General features: G+C 66.4%; 17 protein-coding genes. 6 read left to right on the plus strand and 11 right to left on the minus strand.

Translation table 11 applies throughout. The annotated features are described in order from the left end of the window. Nucleotides 1–463: 463 nt before the first annotated feature. On the plus strand, nucleotides 464–1,477 hold the full coding sequence (locus AC3WQA_RS07375) for an IS30 family transposase (protein WP_492673427.1): 1,014 nt from the start codon (nucleotides 464–466) through the stop codon (nucleotides 1,475–1,477). Here AC3WQA_RS07375 and AC3WQA_RS07380 read toward each other — a convergent pair whose 3' ends face one another. The 5 genes from AC3WQA_RS07380 to AC3WQA_RS07400 all read right to left on the minus strand — a co-directional run bounded on the left by AC3WQA_RS07380 (nucleotide 1,478) and on the right by AC3WQA_RS07400 (nucleotide 10,746). Then, the gene (locus AC3WQA_RS07380) at nucleotides 1,478–4,078 is read right to left on the minus strand and encodes an RHS repeat domain-containing protein (protein ID WP_492674426.1); all 2,601 of its coding nucleotides are present in this window, start codon (nucleotides 4,076–4,078) and stop codon (nucleotides 1,478–1,480) included. A 19-nt stretch (nucleotides 4,079–4,097) separates the two neighbouring features. Beyond that, the gene (locus tag AC3WQA_RS07385; protein WP_492674427.1) at nucleotides 4,098–4,448 is read right to left on the minus strand and encodes a hypothetical protein; all 351 of its coding nucleotides are present in this window, start codon (nucleotides 4,446–4,448) and stop codon (nucleotides 4,098–4,100) included. Nucleotides 4,449–4,456: 8 nt separating this feature from the next. Then, nucleotides 4,457–5,065: a DUF416 family protein gene (locus tag AC3WQA_RS07390; protein ID WP_492674428.1), complete on the minus strand. Its 609-nt coding sequence runs from the start codon at nucleotides 5,063–5,065 to the stop codon at nucleotides 4,457–4,459. A 5-nt stretch (nucleotides 5,066–5,070) separates the two neighbouring features. Then, nucleotides 5,071–9,870, minus strand: coding sequence for an RHS repeat-associated core domain-containing protein (locus tag AC3WQA_RS07395; RefSeq protein WP_492674429.1), 4,800 nt, complete (start codon nucleotides 9,868–9,870; stop codon nucleotides 5,071–5,073). A 675-nt stretch (nucleotides 9,871–10,545) separates the two neighbouring features. Continuing rightward, nucleotides 10,546–10,746: a hypothetical protein gene (locus AC3WQA_RS07400; protein WP_492674430.1), complete on the minus strand. Its 201-nt coding sequence runs from the start codon at nucleotides 10,744–10,746 to the stop codon at nucleotides 10,546–10,548. A gap of 25 nt (nucleotides 10,747–10,771) precedes the next feature. Between AC3WQA_RS07400 and AC3WQA_RS07405 the strand changes: the two genes are divergently transcribed. Beyond that, a complete protein-coding gene (locus tag AC3WQA_RS07405) occupies nucleotides 10,772–11,074 on the plus strand; it encodes a transposase (RefSeq protein WP_492674431.1) in 303 nt (100 codons plus the stop codon). A 24-nt stretch (nucleotides 11,075–11,098) separates the two neighbouring features. On the opposite strand, the gene rhtC is transcribed toward AC3WQA_RS07405, so the two are convergent. Beyond that, the gene (rhtC, locus tag AC3WQA_RS07410; protein WP_492674432.1) at nucleotides 11,099–11,728 is read right to left on the minus strand and encodes a threonine export protein RhtC; all 630 of its coding nucleotides are present in this window, start codon (nucleotides 11,726–11,728) and stop codon (nucleotides 11,099–11,101) included. Between the two features lie 299 nt (nucleotides 11,729–12,027). On the opposite strand from rhtC, the gene AC3WQA_RS07415 reads away from it, so the two are divergent. Then, entirely contained in the window at nucleotides 12,028–13,302 is a 1,275-nt protein-coding gene (locus AC3WQA_RS07415) for a nucleoside permease (RefSeq protein ID WP_492674433.1), read from the plus strand. A 153-nt stretch (nucleotides 13,303–13,455) separates the two neighbouring features. Here AC3WQA_RS07415 and AC3WQA_RS07420 read toward each other — a convergent pair whose 3' ends face one another. Continuing rightward, nucleotides 13,456–16,299, minus strand: a complete 2,844-nt coding sequence (locus AC3WQA_RS07420; RefSeq protein ID WP_492674434.1) for a serine/threonine-protein kinase — start codon at nucleotides 16,297–16,299, stop codon at nucleotides 13,456–13,458. A 220-nt stretch (nucleotides 16,300–16,519) separates the two neighbouring features. Then, nucleotides 16,520–17,635, minus strand: a complete 1,116-nt coding sequence (locus tag AC3WQA_RS07425; protein WP_492674435.1) for a D-alanyl-D-alanine carboxypeptidase family protein — start codon at nucleotides 17,633–17,635, stop codon at nucleotides 16,520–16,522. Between the two features lie 207 nt (nucleotides 17,636–17,842). Between AC3WQA_RS07425 and AC3WQA_RS07430 the strand changes: the two genes are divergently transcribed. The 3 genes from AC3WQA_RS07430 to AC3WQA_RS07440 are packed head-to-tail and all read left to right on the plus strand — an operon-like array spanning nucleotide 17,843 to nucleotide 20,650. Beyond that, entirely contained in the window at nucleotides 17,843–19,699 is a 1,857-nt protein-coding gene (locus tag AC3WQA_RS07430; RefSeq protein ID WP_492674436.1) for an ATP-binding cassette domain-containing protein, read from the plus strand. A 44-nt stretch (nucleotides 19,700–19,743) separates the two neighbouring features. Next, a complete protein-coding gene (locus tag AC3WQA_RS07435) occupies nucleotides 19,744–20,373 on the plus strand; it encodes a glutathione S-transferase family protein (protein WP_492674437.1) in 630 nt (209 codons plus the stop codon). Between the two features lie 4 nt (nucleotides 20,374–20,377). Continuing rightward, on the plus strand, nucleotides 20,378–20,650 hold the full coding sequence (locus tag AC3WQA_RS07440; protein WP_492674438.1) for a GIY-YIG nuclease family protein: 273 nt from the start codon (nucleotides 20,378–20,380) through the stop codon (nucleotides 20,648–20,650). A 55-nt stretch (nucleotides 20,651–20,705) separates the two neighbouring features. On the opposite strand, the gene AC3WQA_RS07445 is transcribed toward AC3WQA_RS07440, so the two are convergent. The 3 genes from AC3WQA_RS07445 to AC3WQA_RS07455 form a co-directional block, all read right to left on the minus strand. Continuing rightward, nucleotides 20,706–22,004 (minus strand): sensor histidine kinase, encoded by a 1,299-nt coding sequence (locus AC3WQA_RS07445; protein ID WP_492674439.1) that lies wholly within the window; start codon nucleotides 22,002–22,004, stop codon nucleotides 20,706–20,708. Between the two features lie 25 nt (nucleotides 22,005–22,029). Beyond that, nucleotides 22,030–23,421, minus strand: a complete 1,392-nt coding sequence (locus AC3WQA_RS07450) for a sigma-54-dependent transcriptional regulator (protein ID WP_492674440.1) — start codon at nucleotides 23,419–23,421, stop codon at nucleotides 22,030–22,032. Nucleotides 23,422–23,541: 120 nt separating this feature from the next. Next, nucleotides 23,542–25,956 (minus strand): ADOP family duplicated permease, encoded by a 2,415-nt coding sequence (locus AC3WQA_RS07455; RefSeq protein WP_492674441.1) that lies wholly within the window; start codon nucleotides 25,954–25,956, stop codon nucleotides 23,542–23,544.

Raw genomic sequence — 25,956 nt, forward strand, 5'->3', positions numbered from 1 at the left:
TTCGCGAGTCGCTTAATTACTATCCTGGGCCCATCTGAATATTCTGCAGAATGCTTCGTGTCCTTTGGGATAGCGAATGCCAATCCGGCGATGGATCGGCATCTGAATGTGGGGGATGAACAATTTTCAATTGACCCATGTGCCTGCGGCATGTCATTGGCAGGATTTTTTACGTCTTGGACTGCCGTGCCTATGATGGCCTTATTTCCTTCTATGCCAAGAAAGTAACCTTGTTGCTTATCCACATACCGTATCGGGCAGGTGAGATCACTAATCGTATCGATGCTGTTATCGAAGCACGAAGCGCTAGCAACAAACAGGATCGTCGCCACAACAATCATTGGTTTGGCCCCAAAAAGGAATTTGCTGCATCGTTATAAGCGTCTTGATGATCTTCTTGATCCTTAGGGCCGTCTCAAACTCCACGTGCAACACCTTGCCGATTCTGACATAGGCTGTTGCGATGAGAACGTACAACGAACTGACCCTGGAAGAGCGAGTGGAGATTCAGCGCCGCTTGGAGGCGGGTGACAGCCTGCGTGCCATTGGCCGCTCGCTGGGACGTGCGACGAGCACGATCAGTCGCGAGCGCCGCCGGGCACGTGTCGACCCGGCGAACTACAAGGCGCAGGCGGCGCATCAGCGTAGTCGGGAATGCCGGAGCAAACCGCGCGTGACGCGAAAACTGGACGACCCTGCGCTGTGGGAAACCGTGCAGGCGCTGTTGCGGGCACGCTGGTCGCCGGAGCAGATCGCCGGGATACTGGCGAGGGCCTTTCCTGACGCGGCGAGCTATCGGGTGTCTCACGAAACGATCTACACCGCGGTGTACCTGGTGCCGCGCGGCGAACTGCGCAAGGAGTTGATCGACTGCCTGCGCCAAGGCCGCAGCACGCGCAAGCCACGCACGCGCGGGATGGATCGACGCGGCCAGATACCGAACATGCAGAGCATCCACGTACGTCCACCGGAAGTGGCGGATCGCTTGATTCCCGGACACTGGGAGGGCGACCTGATCAAGGGCGCCGGCAACCGTTCGTCCGTGGGGACACTGGTCGAACGCACCAGCGGCTTCGTGGTGCTGGCCAAGATGAGCAGCGCCAGCGCAGCCGACGTACTGGAGAGTTTTGGCAAGGCGCTGAAGAGCATCCCTGAAGCCTTGCGCAAGACGCTGACATACGACCAGGGTAAGGAGATGAGCTACCACGACGCCCTGACCTTGCGTACCGGCGTGCAGGTGTACTTCGCCGACCCGCACAGCCCCTGGCAGCGCGGCAGCAACGAGAACACCAATGGCCTGCTTCGACAGTACCTGCCCAAGGGCACCGACCTGTCGGTCTACAGCCAGGACGAGCTCAACCAGATCGCCCTCAGCCTCAACACCCGACCGCGAAAGCGTCATCAATTCCGTACCCCGCTGGAGGTCTACAACGACCACCTGAGGCTCGCCGAAGCAAGCGCCGGAACAATTCATTGATCATGTTGCACGTGGACCTTGAAACCGCCTAGCCATTCGTCTTGACCCAAAAAATCCAAGGGCTTTGCTCTCTTCGAGACTTTGGTGGATTCCCTCGTGTAAAAACTCCTCTTCCTGGGTCCTTTCTACATCTCCAAACACCGTACGTCCCGGCTGCAAGCCATACTTACCGACAGTGGTTGTGTTGCCCGATGTAATCATCGCCCAATTATCTTTGGGATTGCCGGGGTGGAAAGGATCGGCTTTTATTATGCGTCCTGCCAAATTCTGGGCAACCGAAGTCCCCGCAATAGAAAATGAGTAGGTCGTGCCGCCGCTCTTAAACGAAATATCCGCGGCCTTTCCGGAACTGGCCGCCGCGTTGACCGCCTTTGTCAGAGCCATTTCTAATCCGGCGTACGTTTTATGATCCTCGGCGGTTGCATTCCTAGTGACAAGCTTGCCATTCTGCTGCGTGACTACTTTGTCGATCTGACACGTGTACGTCTTATTGGCTTCCGTGCATGTACGTCCATCAGGGTCGATGTATCGAGCAGGATTGTTGTTCGCGTAGCCGTACCGATTGAAGTTGTAGAGATTGCCCGGACTTGGCGTCACCGGATCAACACTCAAAAACCGCCCGCTTGCCGGATCGTAATACCGCTGCTGCATGTAAACGAGCCCGGTCTTCGCGTCGCTCACATGCCCCGTGTAGCCCGGCCCGTCCGGCGCCGTGCCCAGCGCGGCCACTGGGGTGCCGTAGGGCGTGTAATCGTAGCGCGTCACCAGGCCGCCTTGCGCGTTGGCGATGGCCAGCGGCGTGCCTTGCGGGTCGGTGTATTCGTAGGCGGCGTGGTTGGCGGCGGGGTTGCTGGCCACATGCACGCTGCGGGCGAGCAGTCGGCCGCCCAGGTAGATGAAGTTACTGGCCGCGCCGGTGCCGCTGTCGTAGCGGTACATCAGCTGCCCGGCGTGGCTGTAGAAGAAGTAGCTGGGCGTGCCGCCAACGGGCGACTTCTCCACCCGGCGTCCTTCGCCGTCGTAGACGTAGCTTTCGACGCCGGGGATCTGGGTGAGCCGGTTGCTGGCGTCGAACGACAGGCTGACGCTGTTGCGGCGAATCTGGTTGCCGCGCGTGTCATAGCCGAAGCTGTCGAGCGTGCTGGCACCGCGGGTGATGCTGGCCAGGCGGTTGCTGGCGTCGTAGTTGAAGGCGAAGCTCTGCCCACCCGCCACGCGCGTGCGCAGGTTGTTCAGCGGGTCGTAGCTGTAGCTCTCGCTGCCGTACAGGTTCGGGGCCGTGGCGCTGGTCAGGCGGTTCAGCGCGTCGTAGCCGAAGCGCTTGCTGCGCAGGCCGCTGGCGAGGTCGGTGACTGCCGTGATATTGCCGTCGGCGTCGTAGCTGAGGTCTTCGCTGACGTCCAGCGTGCCACCCGCGCCATAGCTGAAGTTGCTGAGCTGCTGGCGGGTGTTTTGTTCGGCCAGGTAGCTGCGGCCGTTGCCAAGCGCGAAGCTCTCAACCTGGCCATTGGGGAAATACCCCACCGCCGTCGCATAGCTGCCGGCCTGGCTGTCGAGGCCGCGCGGGTTCGGGGCGTAGGCCACGGCTTCGCCACCGGGGTAGCTGACCGTGGCGCGGTGGTCGTAGGCGTCGTAGCTGTAGCCCAGCGCCATCGGGCTCAGGCCCGGCAGGCTCAGCGTCTCGCCCGTCAGCTGGCCACGGCTGTTGTAAGCGCCGCTCCACGTGGCGATGCCCGACACCTCTCGCGTCAGCTGGCCCAGCGCGTCGTAGCTGTAACCGGTGGACGCCGTGCCGCTGGGCGGCACGAGGGCCAGCACACGGTTCATCGCGTCGTAGCGGCGCGTGGTCTGCGCCGATGCCGGCACCTGCACCTGGTCGCAGCCCGTGCCGGTGAGGCTCAGGCCGTTGGCGCTCCAGGCGAGGTTGTTGGCGCCGTCGTAGGCCAGCACCGTGCTGCCCGTTTCCGGCTCGCTGGTGCGGCACAGGCGGTGGTAGCTGTCGTAATAGAAGGCTTTGCTGAGGCTGACGGCCTGCCCGTTGTAGCTGCCCGACTGGGTGATGACGGTCGGCTCGCCGTAGATGTCGCGCGCGATGCTCTGGGTGATGCCGCCCGATGTCGTGACCGACCACGGCGCGTTGTAGACCGGCTGGTCGAAGGCCTGGTCGTAGGTGATGGTGACGTTGCCCTTGGGATCGGTGACCTGGGTGCCGGGGCCGGGCAAATAGGCCGTGGTCGTGGTCAGCAGGCCCAGCTCGCTGTCCTGCTGGCGCTGGGTTGGCCGGCCCAGGGCGTCGTAGCTGGCATGCACGCCCAGGGCCAGCCCGGAAACATCCGGCGCGCCGCGCACCGGATAGGCGGCGAACACGGTACGGCCAGCCCAGTCGTAGCCCGTCGCGGTGCTGATGTCGGAACCGGCCGCACCGGTGGACGTGTCGTCCAGCACCGGGCGCAGCTCGGCATCGAAATAGGTCGTGTCGCTGTAGTTGCCGGTGGTGACGGTGCGGCGCCAATGCCCGCCGGCCACGCCGCGCTCCGCGCCGGTTACGACGGAGCCTATGCCGACAGATGCAACGATGCTAGACCTGACCCCTTGCTCCACGCAATGAGCTGCGCAAACTTCAGCAGCACCACATCCACATTCCGCCGACGGGCCGCACCATCACTGGCATCTCCCAACCCTCCGACCTGCAGCACGGCGTCTTCGCCGCCCTGCATTTGGAAAAACCCGCCCCACCACGCCAAACCGCCTTGTTGTAGTCCACGTTTTTGAGCTGGCGCTCAATACGACCAATGATTTGCACGATTAACAGTCGAACTCGAGTGCGCCTGGTGAGGTAACCCGTGCCGGAGTCGTAGTGATAGGTCAGCGTATTTCCAAAACAATCCTGAACCTGCGTGACATACATCAGGGCTTCGCGGCGGTTGAGCGGGAACTGAACCTGGAACCGTTTTAGTTGTTGGACGTCCAACTATTCAGTCACTCCAAGAGTGATTGTTCTTTATCGGTCAACAGTACTTCGGCAAGAGCATAATTGCGAATCGCGTCAATTGAATCCTTGCCAGGTTTAGAAAGTAATGCGTCAAAGTCTCGTCGTTGGCGCGCGATTTCTCGCTGTACCAACGGGTGCGATTTGATCGCGATTTCCGTATCTGGCAACCCAGGCTGAACGCCTAGTGTACGTATTGCAGCCTGGTCAGCGGCTTCGTATGCACGTCTTGCCGCCCACGCAACCTCTTGTGGCTCCGCTGTTAGCAGCGCACGAATAGCATATGCCAGAGAAGACAATGCGTCATCCGCAAGGGCATGACGGATTACCCAGTCATCGCCCTCTTCAGGCAGCAGGTTCATCACCTCGTCCAAGTCCGAGGCCCACGCAGTCCGATCAATAGAGTCTATTCGGAGAGCATCCCATAGCTGAATTGCAATCTCCCTTGGCCGTAACTCCTCGTCAGCATTGAACCTACGGGCGTACCACTCGTAATTACCAAGTTGCCTCGTGGCGGCTGCGGCAGCAAATGCGACTCGCTCACGCCGAGGCAGTTTCGCTAATTCATTGACCAATGCATTTTCGTCAAAGTTATACATGCGAATTACCTCGGCCACACGGCAGTTGTTGGACTAGTTAGCTGACCACCCGATTGCTCAATAGCCGCTCTACACGCAGGGCAAATCGTTCTAGACACAGCCATCTCTGCCGATGTCAATCCATTCTGAGCCGCATGATTAAGCAAGGTCGCTTCCGCATGTGCGCCGGGCAGCTTTGCTGCCACCTCACCTGGCGCCATTAATGCTCGCTGCGCGGGTGACAAATCTCGGCCACCAGCAGCGAGAACGCGGGCACCTTCAGCAGTATCCATTGCGGCCGTAGTTCTTCGTCCTGCTGCAATTGGATCAAGTGCGCCGTGAACCGCGTCAACACGGGAAGCTAGCGTTGCTTCCTTTGCCGCAACAGTAGCCTCTTTAGCTGTAACTTCACCAACCTTGGACGAGTTCAACAACACCTTGTCGAGTATTAAGGCACCTTCCGCTATTTCGACCGCTGCACCCGCCCCCGAGGCCGTCAGCATAACACCCAGGCCAGCCTTCGCTATGGGCGACAGCGGCTGGTTCGGATGCGCGGCGGCATATGCTCCTTGTGCTGCAACCATCCTGCCGCAACTGCCGTCAGCGTCGGAGCACCGCCCATCCGGATCAACGTAATTAATCGGGTTGTTATTGGCGTAATCGTACCGATTGATGTTGAACAGATTGCCCGGCGTCGGACTGATGGGATCGACGCTGAGGAACCTCCCCGTCGCCGGATCGTAATACCGCTGCTGCATGTAAACGAGCCCCGTCTCCGCGTCGTTCACATGCCCCGTGTAGCCCGGCCCGTCCGGCGCCGTGCCCAGCGCGGCCACTGGGGTGCCGTAGGGCGTGTAATCGTAGCGCGCCACCAGGCCGCCTTGCGTGTTGACGATGGCCAGCGGCGTGCCTTGCGGGTCGGTGTATTCGTAGGCGGCGTGGTTGGCGGCGGGGTGGCCGGCCACATGCACGCTGCGGGCGAGCAGCCGGCCGCCCAGGTAGATGAAGTTGCTGGCCGTGCCGGTGCCGCTGTCGTAGCGGTACATCAGTTGCCCGGCGTGGCTGTAGAAGAAGTAGCTGGGCGTGCCGCCGACGGGCGACTTCTCCACCCGGCGTCCTTCGCCGTCGTAGGCGTAGCTTTCGACACCGGGGATCTGGGTGAGCCGGTTGCTGGCGTCGAACGACAGGCTGACGCTGTTGCGGTGAATCTGGTTGCCGCGCGTGTCGTAGCCGAAGCTGTCGACGGTGCCGGCACCGCGGGTGATGCTGGCCAGGCGGTTGCTGGCGTCGTAGTTGAAGGCGAAGCTCTGCCCACCCGCCACGCGCGTGCGCAGGTTGTTCAGCGGGTCGTAGCTGTAGCTCTCGCTGCCGTACAGGTTCGTGGCCGTGGCGCTGGTCAAGCGGTTCAGTGCGTCGTAGCCGAAGCGCTTGCTGCGCAGGCCGCTGGCGAGGTCGGTGACCGCCGTGATATTGCCGTCGGCGTCGTAGCCGAGGTCTTCGCTGACGTCCAGCGTGCCACCCGCTCCATAGCTGAAGTTGCTGAGCTGCTGGCGGGTGTTTTGTTCGGCCAGGTAGCTGTGGCCGTTGCCAAGCGCGAAGCTCTCAACCTGGCCATTGGGGAAATACCCCACCGCCGTCGCATAGCTGCCGGCCTGGCTGTCGAGGCCGCGCGGGTTCGGGGCGTAGGCCACGGCTTCGCCACCGGGGTAGCTGACCGTGGCGCGGTGGTCGTAGGCGTCGTAGCTGTAGCCCAGCGCCATCGGGCTCAGGCCCGGCAGGCTCAGCGTCTCGCCCGTCAGCTGGCCACGGCTGTTGTAACCGCCGCTCCACGTGGCGATGCCCGACACCTCTCGCGTCAGCTGGCCCAGCGCGTCGTAGCTGTAACCGGTGGACGCCGTGGCGCTGGGCGGCACGAGGGCCAGCACACGGTTCATCGCGTCGTAGCGGCGCGTGGTCTGCGCCGATACCGGCACCTGCGCCTGGTCGCAGCCCGTGCCGGTGAGGCTCAGGCCGTTGGCGCTCCAGGCGAGGTTGTTGGCGCCGTCGTAGGCCAGCACCGTGCTGCCCGTTTCCGGCTCGCTGGTGCGGCACAGGCGGTGGTAGCTGTCGTAATAGAAGGCTTTGCTGAGGCTGACGGCCTGCCCGTTGTAGCTGCCCGACTGGGTGATGACGGTCGGCTCGCCGTAGATGTCGCGCGCGATGCTCTGGGTGATGCCGCCCGATGTCGTGACCGACCACGGCGCGTTGTAGACCGGCTGGTCGAAGGCCTGGTCGTAGGTGACGGTAACGTTGCCCTTGGGATCGGTGACCTGGGTGCCTGGGCCGGGCAGATAGGCCGTGGTCGTGGTCAGCAGGCCCAGCTCGCTGTCCTGCTGGCGCTGGGTTGGCCGGCCCAGGGCGTCGTAGCTGGCATGCACGCCCAGGGTCAGCCCGGAAACATCCGGCGCGCCGCGCACCGGATAGGCGGCGAACACCGTGCGGCCAGCCCAGTCGTAGCCCGTCGCGGTGCTGATGTCGGAACCGGCCGCACCGGTGGACGTGTCGTCCAGCACCGGGCGCAGCTCGGCATCGAAATAGGTCGTGTCGCTGTAGCTGCCGGTGGTGACGGTGCGGCGCCAATGCCCGCCGGCCACGCCGCGCTCCGCGCCGGTTACATAGGCGTAGGTGAAGACCTTGGGGTACCACTGCGCGTTGTCGACACGGCTGTCGTAGGGGTAGGTGATCCTGGCCACCCGGCCAATCCCGTCGTAGCTGTAGCTGGTGGTGTGGGTGGACTGGTCGGTGATCGACGAGATCTGGCCCAGATCATCGACGGCCAGCGACTCACTGGTGCCATCTGGGTAGCCGATCGATCGCGGGATGCCTCGGTAGTAGTTCCCCAGCGTGGTGGTGTGGTTGTTGCCGTCGGTGAAGCTGGCCAGTTGGCCCGCACTGTTCCACGTGTAGTGCATCAGCGTCTCGCCAAAGCGGGCGCGCGTGGTCAGCTCGTCCAGGCTGTTGTAGGTGTTGCTCGATTCCACCTCGCCCGTGGCCTTGTTGGTCACGGTCAGTGGCAGGCCCAGCACCCACGTGTTCGTATCGTTGAGGTAGCTGATGGTCTCCTCAAGCGGCGTCTGTCCAGCGATGTTGTTGGAGCGCTTCTCGTCCGTCGGCTGCGCGTAAGCATCGAAGGCCAGCGCTTGCCACGCGTAGGTCTGCCCGTCCTGCGTGATCGTGCGCAGGTTCAATGGGGAGTACTCCGTCACCTGGGCTATATTGACGTTGTCGAGAAGACTGATGCCAGCGCTTGCTGGAAGGGAGGGCGTCGTCGGCAGCGCGTAGCCGTTGTCCTCGCTCCTCAGCAGCGTCGATGACCCTGCCGCGCCAACGTAGTACTCGGTTCGGAGCAACCGGCTCTCGGAAATGCCGAAGCGATTGCTGAAGATATGGCGGGTAGTGCTGCCATCCGGAGCGACCACATCGGTCCAGACCGTCGTCGGATAGCTGCCTGTTTGGGAATACCAGCTTTCGTTGGATGGCGAGTAGTTGTAGTTCCATGTCTCTGTAGGCAGCCCCGCACCTGAAAACACGACTTTGGTCGTGGTCAGGCTGTACCACACTTCCGGAACCAAGGCATAGCTACCGCCCTCCGTTGGCCCTCCCCCCCGCGTGCCAACGCAGGACTGGGGCACATAGGAGCGACCGTGCTTCATGCCCTTGACCGTGAACTGTCCCACCAGCCCAGACGGGTGTGTAATGGCGCCCGTGATCGGATCGAGGTTGGTCGAAACGCGCGGCGTTAAGCAGCTACTATAGGCAGAGCCGGCGCGGAGGATGATGCTCTGCAGTGCACCGAGGTCGTAGTGCCAGTGGCTGCCGTCGGGTAATTGGACATCAACAAGCGAAGCGCCGTCGCTGCTGTATGCGTAAGCCCATACTCTCGGCGCCCCCGAAGCGGGCTGCAAGGTCACGCTCTGAATGCGCGTAGTGCCTGCGACGTAGGTCACGCTTAAGGCGCGATTATCACTGGCAATGATGCCAGTCAAGTTGCCATTACCATCGTAGCTGAATTTGAGCCAGTTCCCGAAACGGTCCTGCACCTTGGTAACGAGCAGAACGCCAAGGCTCCTGGCGATCCCGTCTTGGGCCGGAACCGCATGCGCGACCGACGACCCGGACAAGAGGCTAATCATCCCCTCGATGGTGGCGTTGGCGTACTGGCGGAATGGCGATTGACGAGGCGTCAGACTCGCACCGTTGGATTCCAGCGGCCTAGACATACCGTCCGCGGCTCGGTAGACGAGGTAATCGAACCAGTACAGCGTGCCGTCGGGTGCATGACCGAGGAAGCCTTCGCCAGGCTTCCCATTGGAAGTCGCCGAGAGGCAGCTGAAGCGCCAATGCGCCTTGGTGACTGCAGGATAGGCGGCCTTTGTCGAGGCGTCTGCATTGGCCAAAATATCCTGACCACCTTCGCCGGGCAGAACCAGATGGTAACCCTTCCACCACTCGTCTGGCTCCCACGGCTCAAGCGCGGAATCGCCCAGGCGCCGAACGACCGACGGAGGAGCCGTGAAGTTGCTGCATCGCGCATTGACGTCAGCATTCGGATTACCGGTCGTTCCACCGGTATTGTCGGTCTGCCAACCGTCGATGGCCTGGACGTTGCCACTGCCATTGACATCCCACATCCGGACGCCAGTCGGATTGGCGGACGTTGGCTGTGACCCCGCGGTTAGTGTTTCCAGATGTGGGACTTCGAGTTCCCAGTCACCAAACACCTGCTCGGCCGGAAAGTCCACGGGCGAGTCCCCGTACACCTCGAAACGCCGGGCCAACTGCAACACGGGGCCATTGCCCGGCAAGCTAATGTCCGTCTGGGTAAAAGACAATGAGCCGTCGTAGAGGGCTGATGTTTTCGCCAAACGGGTGCGCGCCGAGCGGCTGGATGTTCTGGTTGACCCGGATCAGGTTCCGGTATTCATCCTCAGGGTCCGCCGCATGAGCCAACGATGCGAACGAACCCAACAGCACTGCCCACAGGCAGATCCTTTGCCAACGTACATACATCGGTTTATTCCCTTGAATCGCGCACCTTGCGTGCGAGATTCTCTTATGCTTTCAGGGAAAATTCAACTTTGAAGCGCACCACAACGGTCGCTCCTGTGCCGCGGCGGCTTTTGCCCCGAGCAGATCAACCGCCAGATACTTCGCAAGCCATCGGCCGTCCGCCGGGAGTTGCGCCACAACGCAAGCGCCGATGACCACTACGAGGCGCGGCACGCGCCGCGGCAAAGCGTTCTGCGCCACCATCTGCGCCAGCTCCCGGCCACTGGATCAAGGTGGAGGCTCACTTGGCCGAGGACTGGAGCCCGGAGCAGATTCCGCCGAAAGCCGGCATCGGCCACGGGCGCATCTCTCAGCACACCACCCGGGATCACCAGCAGGGCCGCTGCCCTATGGCACCAACTGCGCCATCGCAAGCGTCGGCAGCGACACCGCTGCGACACGCCACGCAAACGTTAGCGCTTCCACGGCAGGCGCATCATCCAGCGGTCGGTAGTGGTGACCACACGCCGGCGAGTGGGCGACAGGGAGGGCGACACGATCATCGGCAAGAGGCGGCGCGGATCGTGGCACTGGTGGAGCGCAAGCCGGGCTACCCGCGCCTGCGCTTCGTTTCCGATGGTCGAGCGGACACGGTGGTGCGCGTCATCGTCCATGCCTTGCCTCCGTTGATGCTCGCCCGTGCACACCCTGCCACTGGACAACGGCAGCGGGATCACGGGGCACGAGCTCGTCGACATCGCCCCGGCGACCACGAGTTATTTCGCTGAGCCGTACTCGTTCTGGCAGCACGGCTGCGACGAAAACCCCAACGGTGTGCTCCGGCAGTACCTGCCCAAGGGCGGCGACCAGACCGCGGTCACCGACGAGCAACTGCAGGCCATCGAAGACAAGCTCAATGGCCGTCCGCGGAAGCGGTTAGGAGTTCGCACCCCGAAACAGGCCTTCGAGGCATCCTTCAACCTCCGTGCACTTCGGAATTGAATTCACCACCGAAACGGCTGCGCTTCAAACCGCCCGCCGCGCAAAGATCAGGTGCAGCCCGAACAGCATGAACACCGCGCCGGCGCCGCCGTCGATCCAGCGGCTCAGGCGCAGGTAGCCGCGACGCATCGCCGGCAGTGCGAACACGCCGGCCACCAGCGCGAACCACAGCAGCGTTTCGGCCACCACCATCAGCCACAGGCCCCAGCGTGCACCGGCGCCGAGCCGGTCGCCCACGAAGGCGGAGAAGATGCTTCCGAAGTACACCACCGCCTTGGGGTTGGCCAGGTTGGTGAACAGGCCGTTGCGCAGTGCATGCCAGGGTCCGCTGACCAGGCGCACCACGCGCACCGCGGGGTCGCCGGCGGGCAGGGCCCGCGCGCCGCGCAGCATCTTCATGCCCATCCAGCACAGGTAGACGCCGCCGCACACGGCAATCGCTCGTTCCAGCCACGCCAACCGGTGCAGCAGCAGTTGCAGGCCGAGCAACGCGAATGCCGCCCACACCGCCACGCCCAGCGCGATGCCCACCACGCCGGCCAGTGCCTCGCGGCGCGAGTGGCTCACCGCCGTCTGCGAGACGTAGAAGAAATCCGGGCCCGGGCTCATCAGCGCAATCAGGTGCACTACGGCAATGGTGAGGAAAAGGCTCATGCCCCGGCTCCCTTCATGGTGCCCGCAGTGTAGCGGAGCATGCCTTGCCGCACGGCGGCGGCTTCCTCTAACCTGCCGCGACAGCACACCCAGGAGCTTGGGCGGCAGAAATCATCCGGGCTGCAAAGCCCGCCATGCGGCGCATATTTCCGCCGCTTCTTGCCCCATAGAACCACTATGGGGCGGCGAAGCGCCGAAAATCTGCCCTCGCATGGCAGACTCTTCGCCTCGAATGTTTCTACCGCCCAAGCTCCTAGCACATGGCCTCGGCACCGTCCCGGCCAAGGGGAACCCGATCCATGAACCTCAAGCTTCGCCTCGTCGCGATGAACTTCCTGCAGTTCTACATCTGGGGGGCGTGGCTGCTCACCATCGGCACGTGGTGGTTCCAGACCCGGCAGTGGTCGGGCACCAGCTTCGGCGCGATCTTTTCCACCATGGGCATCGCCTCGCTGTTCATGCCCTCGCTGGCCGGCATCGTGGCGGACAAGTGGCTGAACGCCGAGCGCCTGTACGGCCTGCTGCAGATCGCCGGCGCGCTGGTGCTGTTCGCGCTGCCCTTCGCCGCCACGCCCGGACAGATGTTCTGGCTGATGCTGCTCAACATGTGCTGCTACATGCCGACCATCTCGCTCTCCATCGCGGTGGCCTACAACGCGCTCAAGCGCGACGGGCTGGACGTGGTGAGCGCGTTCCCACCGATCCGCGTGTGGGGCACGATCGGCTTCATCGCCGCCACCTGGACCACCAGCCTGCTGGGCTTCAAGGCCTCGCCGGCGCAGTTCCACGTGGCGGCCGGCGCCTCGCTGCTGCTGGGCCTGTACGCCTTCACCCTGCCCAAGTGCCCGCCCAGCCGCGCGGTGCGGCAGGGCGGCCTGATCGAACGCCTCGGCCTCACTTCCTTCGTGCTGTTCAAGAACCGCAACATGGCGGTGTTCTTCGTCTTCGCCATGCTGCTGGGCGCGGCGCTGCAACTCACCAACGCCTACGGCGACGCCTTCCTCAGCGACTTCGTGAAAGTGCCGGCCTACGCCAACCTGCTCACGGTGAAGTACTCCACCATCATCATCTCGATCTCGCAGTTCTCCGAAACCGCCTTCATCCTCACCATCCCGTTCTTCCTGAAACGCTTCGGCATCAAGGCGGTGATGACGATGAGCATGCTGGCCTGGGTGCTGCGCTTCGGCCTGTTCGGCCTCGGCAACCCGGCCGGCGGGCTGTGGATGATCGTGCTCTCGTGCATCGTCTACGGCATGGCCTTCGACTTCTTCAACATCTCCGGCTCGCTGTTCGTGGAAAGCCAGGCCGACCCGGCCATCCGCGCCAGCGCACAAGGCCTGTTCATGCTGATGACCAACGGCATCGGCGCGGTGCTGGGCAGCCTGATCGCCGGCTTCGTGATCGACCACTTCTTCACCAACCACCAGTGCGACGACGCGGTGGCGATCTGCAAGGACTGGCCCGGCATCTGGCTGGCCTTCGCCGGCTACGCGCTGGTGATGGCGCTGCTGTTCGTGCCGCTGTTCAAGCATCGGCACGACCCCGCCGCCGCGCGGGCCATGCTCACGCACTGAGCGCCACCCCTTTCAAGGCGTGGCGCCGAGGGTTCGTGGCTTTTCAAACGCCCGGCCCAGCCATGGACTCACGGGGGCACGTCCGGGCAGGCGCCGGATGCGCCAATGAAAAATTCCGCACGGCGCGGAATTTTTCATTGGCCCTGGCCGGCGTCACCTGCCGACCACGCCCTGCGCCTCTGCGCGCACGCTGCGCATGCCGGCATTGAGCGTGGCGGGGTTCATCGCGATCACCGGTTTCAAGTAGGTGTCGAGCACATGCCTGGCGTCGGCGATATCGTGCAGCTTCACCAGCACGGCATACAGCCGCGAGGCGCTCTCGATGGTATGCGCATCGGTGTCGCCGAGCGTCCTGGCGCGACCATCCAGCGCCTTGGCATGGGCTTGGCGGGCCAGCTCCCAGCGCCCGTCGCCCGCGTCGATGCGGCCCACCAGGTCATAGGTCGCCAAGGTCATGGGGTGGTCGTCGCCGAGTTGCCTGCGCAAGGCGGCCAGCACCTGCCCCGCCAGCACGCGGGCTTCCGCGTAATCGCCACTCTCGCACAACAGGCTGGCGAGGCTGCCGCGCGCATAGAGCGTGGCGGTGTGATCCGGGCCGAGGGTGCGGTTGCGCCCGGCCAGGATGACGCGTTCCAGCGCGACCGCCTCGGCGTAACGATCCTGCTTGGCCAGCAGCCGCACCATGTCGGTCATCGCATCCAGCGTATGCGGATCGTCCGCCCCCAGCACCCGCCGGTCGCTGCGGATGATCGCGTCGAGCTGCTGGTGCACCTGCGCCAGGCTGGACGGATCCTGCGCCAGCCGCACCTCGTTCGAGGCAGCCAGCGCACGCGCCTCCAGGGTGGCCGGATGATCGGCCCCCAGCTGGCGCTGGCGCATCACGGCGACTTCCTTCGCCAGGGCGAGCGAGCGCTCATACTCGTTGTCCTGGGAGTAGAGCAAGGTGGCCAAGGTGAGCATGGTGGCCTGCGTTTCCGGATGCTCGGCGCCGTAGGTCTGCCGGACGAGCGGTTCCAGCCGCTCCAGCTCCCTTCGCGCGCGGTCGCGCTGGCCAAGCTTGATGAGTGTCTCGACCTGGTCGCGCTCCAGCGCCATCACGTCGCGGTTGGTGGCGGCCAACTTCGGTTGCAGCCCGGCAAGCAGGACCTGCTGTTGCCGCAAGGCCGGTTGCAATTGCCCCTGGGCCGCCAGCATGCGTGCGCTGCCCGCCTCGGCGGCTATGCGCAGCCCGTCGATGGGCGCCAGCGCCTCGGCCTGCCGGGCGGCGCGGCGGTAGAGGCTCGCCGCTTCGGCGATGCGGCCTTGCGCTTCCAGTGCCCGCGCCAAATCAATGCGCGCGGAAAGCAGCGCGCGCGCATCGCCCGGCGACCGCTCGCGCACGGCAACCACCTGGCGCAGCTCGCTGGCCGCATGCGCATAGCTGCCGATGCCCAGCAAGGCGCGCGCCAGCGATTGGCGCAGGTCGGCGGCCAGGAGCGGCGAATCGTGGAAGGCGCGATCGAGGCCGTCCAGGGTGTGCCCGATCACGTAGTGATCGATGACCTCGCGCGCGACATCGGCGCTCTGCACCGCCGTGAGGGCGCGCGCCTGTGCATCGGGGTCGACGTGCACGCCATCGCGCGCCAGCGCCGCCATCATCTGCTTGCCGGTGGCGTCGACCAGCGCACGACCCATGGCATCGACATCCACGCTGTCGTACATGGCTTGCTGGAAGCGCACCATGCGTTCCAATTGCTGCTGGCGCTGCTGCGCCAGTTGTTGCTGCACCTGCGCCCGGTGCAACGAATACAGCGAGGCGGCCAGGCCGACGAGCACGCTGAGCACGAACGTGGCGGCCACGCCGAGCGGCCAGCGGTTGCGCTGCAGGTAGCGGCGCGTGCGATACAGGCGGGCGCCACGACGTGCCGCCACCGGACGCTGTTGTTGCCAGTTGCGCAGGTCGGCGGCCAGCGCGCCCACACCGGCGTAACGCTCGCTGGCCTCGCGGCGCAGCGCCTTGAGCACGATGGCATCGATGTCGGCGCACGCGCGCCGGCAGACGGGCGGCCCATCCTGGCGCCGGCTGCGGCTGGGCGGCGTGATATCGCCCGCCACGATGGCCAGGCTCAGCTGGTGCGGCGCACTGATGTGCTGCCACGGCCGCTGGCCGGCCACCAGCTGGTACAGCACCATGCCCAGGCCGTACACGTCGGCCGCCGTGGTCAGCGGCTGCATTTCCACCTGCTCGGGGCTGGCGTAGGCCAGGGTGAGCGCACGCTGGCCCGCCTCGGTGGGCGCATCGCCATTGGCCGGCTCATCGATCAGGCTGGCGATGCCGAAATCGAGCAGCTTGGGCTCGCCGTTGGCATCCACCAGGATGTTGCCGGGCTTGAGGTCGCGATGGATCACCAGGTTGCGGTGGGCGTATTCCACCGCGGCGCACACCTTGATGAACAGCGCGATGCGCGCGCGCAAATCGAGCGCGTGGCGCTCGCACCAGGTGTCGATGCGCTCGCCCTCGACGTACTCCATCGCCAGGTAGGGCTGGCCGTCGACGAACAGGCCGCCATCGAGCAGGCGCGCGATGCCGGGGTGCTCCAGCCGTGCCAGCAGGCGCCGCTCGCGTGCGAAACGCTCCAGCAAGGTGGGCGAACGGACGGCGGCAGCGTTCAGCACCTTGAGCGCCACCTGCTGCGCGAAGCCGGTGTCCTGCCGCTCGGCCAGATAGACCACGCCCATGCCGCCCTCGCCCACCCGGCGCAGCAGGCGATAGCGCGACGGTGAGGCGGACTGCGCGTCGCATCCGGACAGATCCACCGAATCGCACGGCAGCAGCGGCAGCGTGGCGGTATGACTGCGCTCCACCGCGTCGATCAGCCAGCGCACCTCGCGCACCAGCGCGGTGTCATCGCCGCACTCGCGCGCGATGGCCGCGTCGCGCGTGGCGACATCGGCCTCCAGCACATCCATGACGATGCGCTTGGCCTGCGGATAGCGGTCGGTGGACTGGTCGGTCATGCTGCCCCTGGATGGACGCGCCCCCGCGCATGTCCTTAGCCTTCCCGCCGTACCGGGGCCGACAGGGTAAGCGATCCGCCTGCCTCGCAGCCCAAATCCGGTCACGAAACATCAGGCCGTATCATCATAGGCTGATCCCGGCACCCCGGCAGCCGCAGCCGCCGCGTTTCTGCCGCTCGCGCTCCCAGGGCGTCGTTGCCGGCCCCGGGCTTCCCGGGGCTCAGCCGTCGTGCTGCCGGCGCGAGGCCACCACCACCGACTTCTTGGCCGGCGGGCGGTGGGCCACGAGGCGGGCCGGGGCGTGGCGTGATCGGCGGACGGCGGCGCGCCGGCAAGTAGCGCCACGGTGGGCGCTGCAGGCGCGCGAGGTGGCCGCCGCCAGGCGTCGGGTCGAACTGGCCGCACGCGGCGGATGCCGCTGCGAGGTCGGCACGGTATCCGCCGCCGCGGTGCGGATCGGCGACATCGCCTCCAGCAGGCGCGCGGCGCGCCCGGTGGGCGGGCGGCGGGAAGCCTCGGCCACCGCCAGCGCGGGCGTCTGCTGGCCGGCGAAGCTGTCGTCGAGCAGGCGCGCCATCAGGTTGTCGCGCACGGCGGCGGTGCGCCCGCCCAGCACCACGGCGAACAGGCGATGGCCGTCGCGCACGGCGGTGGAGGCGAGGTTGAAACCCGAGGCATCGATGTAGCCGGTCTTCAGCCCGTCCATGCCGGGGTAGCGGTACATGAGGTTGTTGTGGCCGCGCACGATGTGGCCGCGGAACACGAACTCCTGCGTGGCGAAGAAATGCGCGTACTCGGGAAAGTCGCGATACAGCGCCATCGCCAGCTTCACCAGGTCGCGCGCGGTGGAGGTGTTGTTCGGGTCGGGCAGGCCCGAGGCATTGTCGAAGTGGGTGTCCGTCATGCCCAGCAGGGCGGCCTGCGCGGTCATCATCTCGGCAAAGCGGCTTTCGTTGCCGCCAATGCCCTCGCCCATCACGGTGGCGGCGTCGTTGGCGGACTTGGTGACCATGCCCAGGATGCAGTCCTGCACGGCGACCGTCTGGCCCGCGCGCAAGCCCAGCTTGGTGGGCGACTTGTCCGCCGCCCAGGCGGATACCGGCATGGCCTGATCCAGCCGCAGCCGGCCGGCCTTCAGCTCCTTGAAGGTGAGGTAGAGCGTCATCATCTTGGTGAGCGAGGCGGGGTAGTCGCGCTGGTCGGCGTTGATCTCCTGCAACACCTTGCCGGTGTTGCCGTCCACCACGATGGCGGCGTAGCCCGCGTGCGCACGACCGGCGAAACTGCCGAGCACGCACAGCAGCGTCAACAGCCACGCCGCGCGCAAGTGCTGCAACACCCGCCCCCGTCGCATCGACTCGATGGCCACTCGCCCTACCTCACAGACAGACCGCGCGTGAATGGCGCGTGGCGGCGACCTTACCCCAAGGCGCCACCGATTTCCAGAGTCCCGACTTGAAAATAATTCGTTAAACGCATGTTTCTATTGAGGTTGATTCACGGCCAACCGCCCATCGCCAGACGCGTCCGCTAGAATGGGCGGATGTCCCTGATCCAACTGCAACGCGTCGACTTCTCGATCGGCGGCCCCCTCCTGCTCGAACACGTCGATCTCTCCATCGACCGCAACGAGCGCGTGTGCATCGTCGGCCGCAACGGCGAAGGCAAATCCACCCTGATGAAGCTGATCGCCGGCGAGCTGAAAGCCGACGACGGCGAGGTGCGCGTGCAGAACGGCATCGTCATCGCGCGCATGGCGCAGGAGGTGCCGCACGGCACCGCCGGCAGCGTGTTCGACGTGGTGGCCGACGGCCTGGGCGACCTCGGCCATCTGCTGGCGCGCTATCACCACCTGCTGGGCGAGGGCGACTTCGATGCGCTCGGCGACGTGCAGCACCAGATCGAGGCGCGCCACGGCTGGGATCTCGACCGCCGCGTCGACGAGGTGCTGACCCGGCTGGAACTGCCTGCCGACACCGATTTCGCCGCGCTCTCGGGCGGCATGAAGCGCCGCGTGCTGCTGGCGCAGGCGCTGGTGCGGCAACCCGACGTACTGCTGCTGGACGAGCCCACCAACCACCTCGACATCGAGGCCATCGGCTGGCTGGAAGGCTTTTTGAAATCCTTCGACGGCTCGCTGATCTTCGTCACCCACGACCGCAGCTTCCTGCAGGCGCTGGCCACGCGCATCGTGGAGATCGACCGCGGCGCGCTCACCGACTGGCCCGGCGACTACGCCAACTACCTGCGTCGCCGCGAGGAACGCCTGCACGCCGAGGCGCAGGCCAACGCGCTGTTCGACAAGAAACTGGCGCAGGAAGAAGTGTGGATCCGCCAGGGCATCAAGGCGCGACGCACCCGCAACGAAGGCCGCGTGCGTGCGCTGAAGGCACTGCGCGTGGAGCGTGCCGAACGCCGCGAGCTCTCCGGCAACGTGAGGATGACCGCGGCCAACGCGCAGGCCTCGGGCAAGAAGGTGATCGACCTGGAGCACGTGCACCAGAGCTACGGCGGCCGCGTGCTGATCGACGACCTCAGCACCACCGTGATGCGCGGCGAGCGCATCGGCATCATCGGCCCCAACGGCGCGGGCAAGAGCACCTTGCTCAAGATCATGCTGGGCGAACTCAAGCCCGAGCGCGGCAGCGCCACGCTCGGCACCGGCATCCAGGTCGCCTACTTCGACCAGCACCGGTTGCAGCTCGACGATACGCAGAACGCGCTCGACAACGTGGCCGAAGGCCGCGAGTACATCGAGCTCAACGGCCAGCGCAAGCACATCATCGGCTACCTGCAGGATTTCCTGTTCTCGCCCGAACGCGCGCGCGCGCCGATCACCCGGCTTTCCGGCGGCGAGCGCAACCGCCTGCTGCTGGCCAAGCTGTTCGCGCAACCGTCCAACCTCCTGGTGATGGACGAACCCACCAACGACCTCGACGTCGAGACGCTCGAACTGCTGGAAGAACTGCTGACCGACTACCAAGGCACCCTGCTGCTGGTCTCGCACGACCGCGCCTTCCTCGACAACGTGGTGTCCAGCACGCTGGTGCTCGAAGGCGAGGGCCGGGTGGGCGAATACGTCGGCGGCTACAGCGATTGGCTGCGCCAGCGCTCCGTCGCGCCGCCGCCGATCGCCATGCCAACCGCGAAAAGCCCGGCGCCGGCCACCGCGCCGGAAGCCAGGCGCAAGCTCAGCTACAAGGACCAGCGCGAGCTGGAACAGATGCCCGCGCGCATCGAACAACTCGAAGCCGACCTCGCCGCGCGCGGCGAGGCCATGAACGACCCTGCCTTCTTCCAGCAGGACAGCAGCGTCATCGTCAAGGCGAACGAGGCGCTGGCACAGCTGCAGGCGGAGCTGGAAACCGCCTACGCGCGCTGGACGGAACTGGACAGCTGACCGCGCGGCGTATCATCGGTGGTTTCCACCCACGGACATCCGCCATGTACACGCTCTACTACGCCCCCGGCTCCGCCAACCTCGTAGTGCATCTCGCCCTGATCGAAACCGGCGCACCCTACGAGCTCAAGCGCATCGACATCGAGCAGGGCGAACAGCGCAGCGCGGCCTACCTCGCGATCAACCCGCACGGCGTGGTGCCCACGCTGGTGGTCGACGGCAAGCCGCACATGGAAGCCGCCGCGCTCGCCCTGCTGGTGGCCGAGCGCCACCCCGAGGCCAACCTCACCCCCGCGCCGGGTAGCGCCGCACGCGCCGACTACCTGCAGTGGATGCTCTACCTCGCCAACACCTTGCAGCCGCTGTTCCGCCAGTGGTTCTACCCGAACGACCACGTCGCCGAGGGCGGCGATGCCGTCAAGGAACACTCGCGCATCGGCATCGGCAAGTGCTGGGACTACCTCGACGCCCACCTCGCCGCGCACGGCCCCTACCTGCTGGGCGACACCTTCAGCCTGGCCGACCTCTACGCCCTGATGCTGATGCGCTGGGCGCGCAACATGCCCAAGCCCGCCACCGCGTGGCCGCACGTCGCCGCCTTCGCCGCCCGGCTCAAGGCGCGGCCGTCGTGGCCACGCATGTGCGCGGAAGAAGCCCTGGTGGAATGGGCCTGAGCGCATGAGCGACGCGCCCAGCGCCGACGCCTGGGCCGTCTACCTGCTGGAATGCGCCGATGGCCGCGTCTACACCGGCATCGCGCGCGACCCCCGGCAGCGCTACGCCAAACACCTCAGTGGCAAGGGCGCGCGCTTCACCCGCGCCAATCCGCCACGACAATTGCTGGGCTGGGTATGGGTCGCCAGCCGCAGCGAGGCGCTGCGGCTGGAAATCGCCTGGAAGAAACTGCCACGCGACCGCCGCCTCGCCGCCCTGCGCACCGCCTCCACGTAGGAGCCCGCTGGCGGGCGATGGCTTTAAAACAAAACCATCGCCAGCCAGCGGGCTCCTACGGCGTCAAGGGCAGCCACAGGGTGGCGAGGGCGCCGCCGGCATCGCGTGGTTGCAGGCTGACGCCGCCCTCGTGCGCCTCGGCGATCTGCCGCGCCAGCGCGAGGCCGATGCCGGAGCCGCCGGGCTTGGTGGTGAAGAACGGCACGAACAGATTTTCGCTGGGCGGCGGGCCGGGGCCGTCGTCCTCCACTTCGATCACGGCGCGCATGCCGTCGCAGCGGCAGCGCAGCCGTACGCCACCTGCGGGCAACGTGGCCTCCACCGCGTTGCGCACGAGGTTGATGAGCGCCTGTTCGAGCTGGTCGGGATCGGCCCGCACCGTGAGCGGTTCGCCGGTTTCCAGCGCCACCGGCAGGCGCGTTTCCAGTTGCGCCAGCTTGGCCAGCAACGCGGGAAGCGGCACGGCACGCGGCTGAGGTGGCGGCAGTCGCGCGAGTTTGCTGTAGCTGGCGAGGAAGCGGCCCAACGCCTCGGCGCGGTGTTGGATCAGGCCCAGTCCACTCGCGAAATCCTCGCGCCAGTCTTCGGGCAGCGGCTCACGCGCGGCGAGCGTGGCCAGCGTGCCGGCCATCGACTGGATCGGCGCCAGCGAGTTGTTGACCTCGTGACCGAGCACGCGCAGCAGGCGCTGCCAAGCCGCGCGCTCCTCCGCGCGCAGCACGCGGCCCACGTCGTTGACCACCAGCAGCTGACCGCCGCGACCGCCGCTGCGCAGCGTGGCGTGGCGGACGTCGAAGCGTCCGCTGCGCCCCGGAAATACGTGGGTCAGCAGGCACGTCGCCGGCCCTTCCAGCAAGGCGGCAAGACCGAGTTCCACGGCGCTCAATCCGAACAGACGGTGGCGCTCCGCATTCAGCAGGCGTTGCGCGGCGGGGTTGAGCAGGCGCAAGCGCTGACCCTCGTCGAACACGAACACCGCACTGTCCAACGCCGCCAGCGTCTTGCCGAGCAGGTAGGAGGATTCCTCGAACTCCAACCGCTCGCGCTGCAGGCGCTCGGCCAGTGCGTTGATGTCGACAATCGCGTCGCCCAGCACGCTGCCCTGCACGCCGCGCAGGCTGTAGTCGCCCTGGCGCAGCGCTTCGAGCAGGCCGGACAAGGCGTAGAGCGGAAACACCAGGCGGCGGTATTGCCAGCGCGCCAGGATCGCGGTGACGACAGCGGCGACGGCGATGCAGGTCCAGCGCAGCGAGGCATCCCACGACGGCGACGACACCAGCACGATCGACACGAGCAAGCCCGGCATCGCCACCAGCAGGCTGCCCACGAGCACGCGCCGCTCGAAACGCGGCATGCGGCCGGCGCGACGGGCGGAAGGCTCAGCCGGCATCGCCGCTCGCGTCGCGCAGGTCGTGCTTCTCCAGGCGCCGGTACAGCGACTGGCGGGTGATGCCCAGCGCATCGGCGGCGCGCTGCAGGTTGCCGTCGAAACGTTCCAGCGCGCGCTGCACCAGTTGCGACTCGGCCTGTTCCAGGGTCATGCCATCGAGATCCGTCGCCGCCGGCGCGGCGGCCTCGCCGAAGCTGAGCGCGACGGCGCCCACCTCGTCGTGCTCGGCCAGCAGCGCCGCACGCTCCATCAGGTGCTGCAGCTCGCGCACGTTGCCGGGCCAGCGCCAGGCGGCCAGCGCACGCTCGGCCGACGGCGCCAGCCGCAAGCCGTCGCGGCCGTAGCGCTGCGCGTTGCGCGCCAGGAACGCGCGCGCCAGCGGCAGGATGTCCTCCGCGCGTTCGCGCAACGGTGGCAGGCGCAGCTCCAGCGTATTGAGCCGATACAGCAGATCGCGGCGGAAGCGACCCTCCGCCACCATCGCGGCAAGGTCGGCATTGGTGGCCGACACCAGCCGCACGTCGACCTTCTGCGTGCGCGAGGAACCGAGCCTCTCGAACTCGCCGTCCTCCAGCACGCGCAGCAGCTTCGGCTGCTGCGCGGCCGGCACGTTGCCCACCTCGTCGAGGAACAGCGTACCGCCGTCGGCCAGCTCGAAGCGGCCGATGCGCTCGCTCTTCGCATCGGTGTAGGCACCACGCACGTGGCCGAACATCTCCGACTCGAACACGCTCTCGTTGATGCCGCCCATGTTCACCTTGACCAACGACTGCGCCGCGCGCGCCGAGCGCTGGTGCAGCAGCTGCGCGACCACGCCCTTGCCGGTGCCGTTCTCGCCCAGCACCAGCACGTTGGCGTCGCTGGGCGCGATGCGCTCGATGAGCGCCAGCACGCGGCGCATCGCCGGCGATTCGGCGATGAAATCCCCGCCCGCCTCGCCGCGCAGCAACGCGTTCTCCGCCGCCAGCCGACGCTCGCGCCGCGCACTTTCGGAAAGCGCGATCTGCGCGCGCAGCACGCTGACCAGGCGCGCGTTGTCCCACGGTTTCTCGATGAAATCCGCCGCGCCGGCGCGCATCGCCGCCACCGTGAGCGGCACGTTGCCCCAGGCCGTCATCATCACCACCGGCAGATCGGGCGCCGTCTGGCGCAAGGCTTCCAGCAACGCCAGGCCTTCCTCGCCCGAGGTGGTGTCGCGCGAGTAGTTGCCGTCGACCAGCGCGCAGGCGAACTCGCGCCGGCGCACGGCGTCCAGCGCCGCCGCAGGGTCGGCGACGCCGTGACTGGCGATGCCCTCGGCCTTCAGCAGCAGGCGCAGCGCCTCGCGCACGTCGGCCTGGTCGTCGGCCAGCAACACTGCGGGGTTCGATTCGCGCGTCATGGTTTCCCGTTCGTCATGTGGCCCTCGCAGCATAGTAGGAGCCCGCTGGCGGGCGATGCTGTTGTTTGATGCATCAGGGCAAAAGCATCGCCCGCCAGCGGGCTCCTGCGGTCGTGGTGCTCACTCGTAACGCAGTGCCACGGCCGGATCGACGCGCAGCGCGCGCAGCAGCGGCACCAGCGCAGCGAGCATGGACACGCCGAGCACCAGCAGCAGCACCGGCACGAATACCGCCGGGTCGTGCGCGCGGGTGCGCATATTGGGATCGGCCAACAGCTTCGACCATGGCATGGCCAGCGCAAAGCCCGCCAGCAGGCCGATGCCGAGCTGCCACGCCAGTTGCCGCGCCACCGTGCGCACGATGGCGCCGTGACCCGCGCCGATTGCGCGACGGATGCCCAGCTCGCGCGTGCGCTGCGCCACCGAAAACGCCAGCACACCGTACAGCCCGGCCGCCGCCAGCAGCAGCGCGACCAGGCCCAGCACGCTGAACACATCGGTCAGCACCACCATGCCCGCGCGCTGTATCGCCATGCTCCTGGCCTGGCTGCGCACCGCATACACGGCCGCCTGCGGATCGACGCCATGCACGGCGTCGTTCAGCCGTGGCGCGAACGTCGCGGCATCCGCATGCACGCGCACGTTCAGACCCACGCTGCGCAGCGGCGATGTGGTGGCCGACTGCGCCAGCGGCATCAGCAGGCCGGGCAGCGAGCGCTCCAACATGCCATCCAGTTGCAGCGTCTGAACCACGCCCACCACGGTCACCGTGCGCGCCCAGGCCTTGCCGGGATAGAGCACCAGCTGGCGGCCCAGGGCATCGGCGTGCAGCCACAGCGCGGCGGCCATCCGGGCATCGATCACCACCACCGGTGCGCTGCTCGCGGTATCGCGCGCATCGAAGTAACGGCCTTCCAGCAGCTTCACGCCGAAGGTGTCGAGGAAATGCGCATCGACAATGCCCATCTGCACGCGCGGCCAGCCGGTGTCGGGCTGCGGCTGCCCCGGCAGCGAGACGTCCTCGTGGCTGCCGAGAATCGCGCCCGGCACCGTGTTCGCGGCCGACGCATCGACCACGCCCGGCGCCCGCCGCAAGCGCGCCACCACGTTGTCGAGGAAACGGATGCGCTGCGCGTCGTCCGCATACGCCTGCGCCGGCAGGGATACCTTGGCGGTCAGCACCTGCGCGGCGTGCGCGGCCCCCACCACCGGCTGCGACAACAAGGCATCGAGTGCACGCACGAAGGTGCCCGCGCCCACCAGCAGCACCACGGTAAGCGCCACCTCCGCCATCACCAGCCACTTCGCCACGCGGGCGAAGCCGCCGCCCGAACCCTTGCTGCCGTCGCGCAAGGCATCCTGCAAGTCGGGCCGCGAGGCACGCCATGCGGGAACGCCGCCGGTCAGCACCGTGCTGAGCAAGGCCACCAGCACGCCGAAACCGATCACCCAGGCGTCGATGCCATGTGCGTTCGGCATCGAGTCCGGATGGCTGGCGATCCAGGTCGCATCCAGCCAGCGGTCGCCGGCGTGCGCGATCAGGAAGGCCAGCGCCAGCGCCGCCGCCGACAACAGCACGCTCTCCACCAGCGCACCGAACACCAGCCGCGCGCGGCTGCCGCCCAGCGCACTGCGCAGCGCCAGTTCCTGCCGTCGCTGCAGGGTCTGCACCAGTTGCAGGTTGGCCACGTTGATGCACGCCAGCAGCAGCACCAGCACGCCGGCGCCGAACATCAGCCAGATCCAGTGGCGCAGATCCAGCGGCGAGAACGCCACCGACAACGGGTAGATGACCAGCCGATCCATGGTCTGCTGCGCAGACATCGGCATGGCTCGCTGCAGGCGACCGGCCCAGGCATCCAGCTCCGCCCGCGCCTGGGCCAGCTGCACGCCCGGCGCCAGTCGCGCGGCCACCGCGACATCGCCATGCGTGTTGGGCGCAAGGCGCAGCGGCAGCCACGCCGCCACCGTGCCGCAGGGAAAGCGGAAGCTGGCCGGCAGCACGCCGACCACGGTGACCCACTGCGCATTCACCTGCACGGCACGTCCAACGATGTGCGGGTCGGCGCCGAAGGCATGCCGCCACAGCGGCTCGCCGAGCAGCATCACCCGCGGCGCGCCAGGCGTATCGTCAGCCGGCTCGAAACCACGGCCCAGCAGCGGCTTGATGCCGAGCACGTCCATCATCGAGGCCGTCAGCAGGCCGCCGCCGTCATGCACGGCGCCATGCCCGCTGTCGAGATTGAGGTTGGTTTCCGCATACGCGCCCATCGCCTCCATGCTGCGCAACTTGCCGTGCAGCGCGAGGTATTGCGCGCGATCCATCCCGGCGATACCGCTGTTCGTCGGCTCGCCCACCGCCACCAGCCGACTGGCCTGCGGCAACGGCAGCGGCTGCAGGATCACCGAATTGACCATGGTGAACAGGAACAGCATCACCCCCAGCCCCGCGCCCAGCACCGCCACCGACAGCAACGCATACCCCGGCCGTTTGGTAAGCCGCCGCCACGCCTCACGCAACTCGCGAGCCACCAT

It is taken from the genome of Rhodanobacter sp. FW106-PBR-R2A-2-24, from assembly GCF_058789615.1.

What these genes read in the sequence shown, in the direction of transcription:
- AC3WQA_RS07375 (WP_492673427.1), top strand. Translation starts at nt 464, where the DNA reads ATGAGAACGTACAACGAACTGACCCTGGAAGAGCGAGTGGAGATTCAG.
- AC3WQA_RS07390 (WP_492674428.1), bottom strand. Translation starts at nt 5,065, where the DNA reads ATGTATAACTTTGACGAAAATGCATTGGTCAATGAATTAGCGAAACTG.
- AC3WQA_RS07400 (WP_492674430.1), bottom strand. Translation starts at nt 10,746, where the DNA reads ATGGACGATGACGCGCACCACCGTGTCCGCTCGACCATCGGAAACGAA.
- rhtC (WP_492674432.1), bottom strand. Translation starts at nt 11,728, where the DNA reads ATGAGCCTTTTCCTCACCATTGCCGTAGTGCACCTGATTGCGCTGATG.
- AC3WQA_RS07415 (WP_492674433.1), top strand. Translation starts at nt 12,028, where the DNA reads ATGAACCTCAAGCTTCGCCTCGTCGCGATGAACTTCCTGCAGTTCTAC.
- AC3WQA_RS07420 (WP_492674434.1), bottom strand. Translation starts at nt 16,299, where the DNA reads ATGACCGACCAGTCCACCGACCGCTATCCGCAGGCCAAGCGCATCGTC.
- AC3WQA_RS07430 (WP_492674436.1), top strand. Translation starts at nt 17,843, where the DNA reads ATGTCCCTGATCCAACTGCAACGCGTCGACTTCTCGATCGGCGGCCCC.
- AC3WQA_RS07435 (WP_492674437.1), top strand. Translation starts at nt 19,744, where the DNA reads ATGTACACGCTCTACTACGCCCCCGGCTCCGCCAACCTCGTAGTGCAT.
- AC3WQA_RS07440 (WP_492674438.1), top strand. Translation starts at nt 20,378, where the DNA reads ATGAGCGACGCGCCCAGCGCCGACGCCTGGGCCGTCTACCTGCTGGAA.
- AC3WQA_RS07445 (WP_492674439.1), bottom strand. Translation starts at nt 22,004, where the DNA reads ATGCCGCGTTTCGAGCGGCGCGTGCTCGTGGGCAGCCTGCTGGTGGCG.
- AC3WQA_RS07450 (WP_492674440.1), bottom strand. Translation starts at nt 23,421, where the DNA reads ATGACGCGCGAATCGAACCCCGCAGTGTTGCTGGCCGACGACCAGGCC.
- AC3WQA_RS07455 (WP_492674441.1), bottom strand. Translation starts at nt 25,956, where the DNA reads ATGGTGGCTCGCGAGTTGCGTGAGGCGTGGCGGCGGCTTACCAAACGG.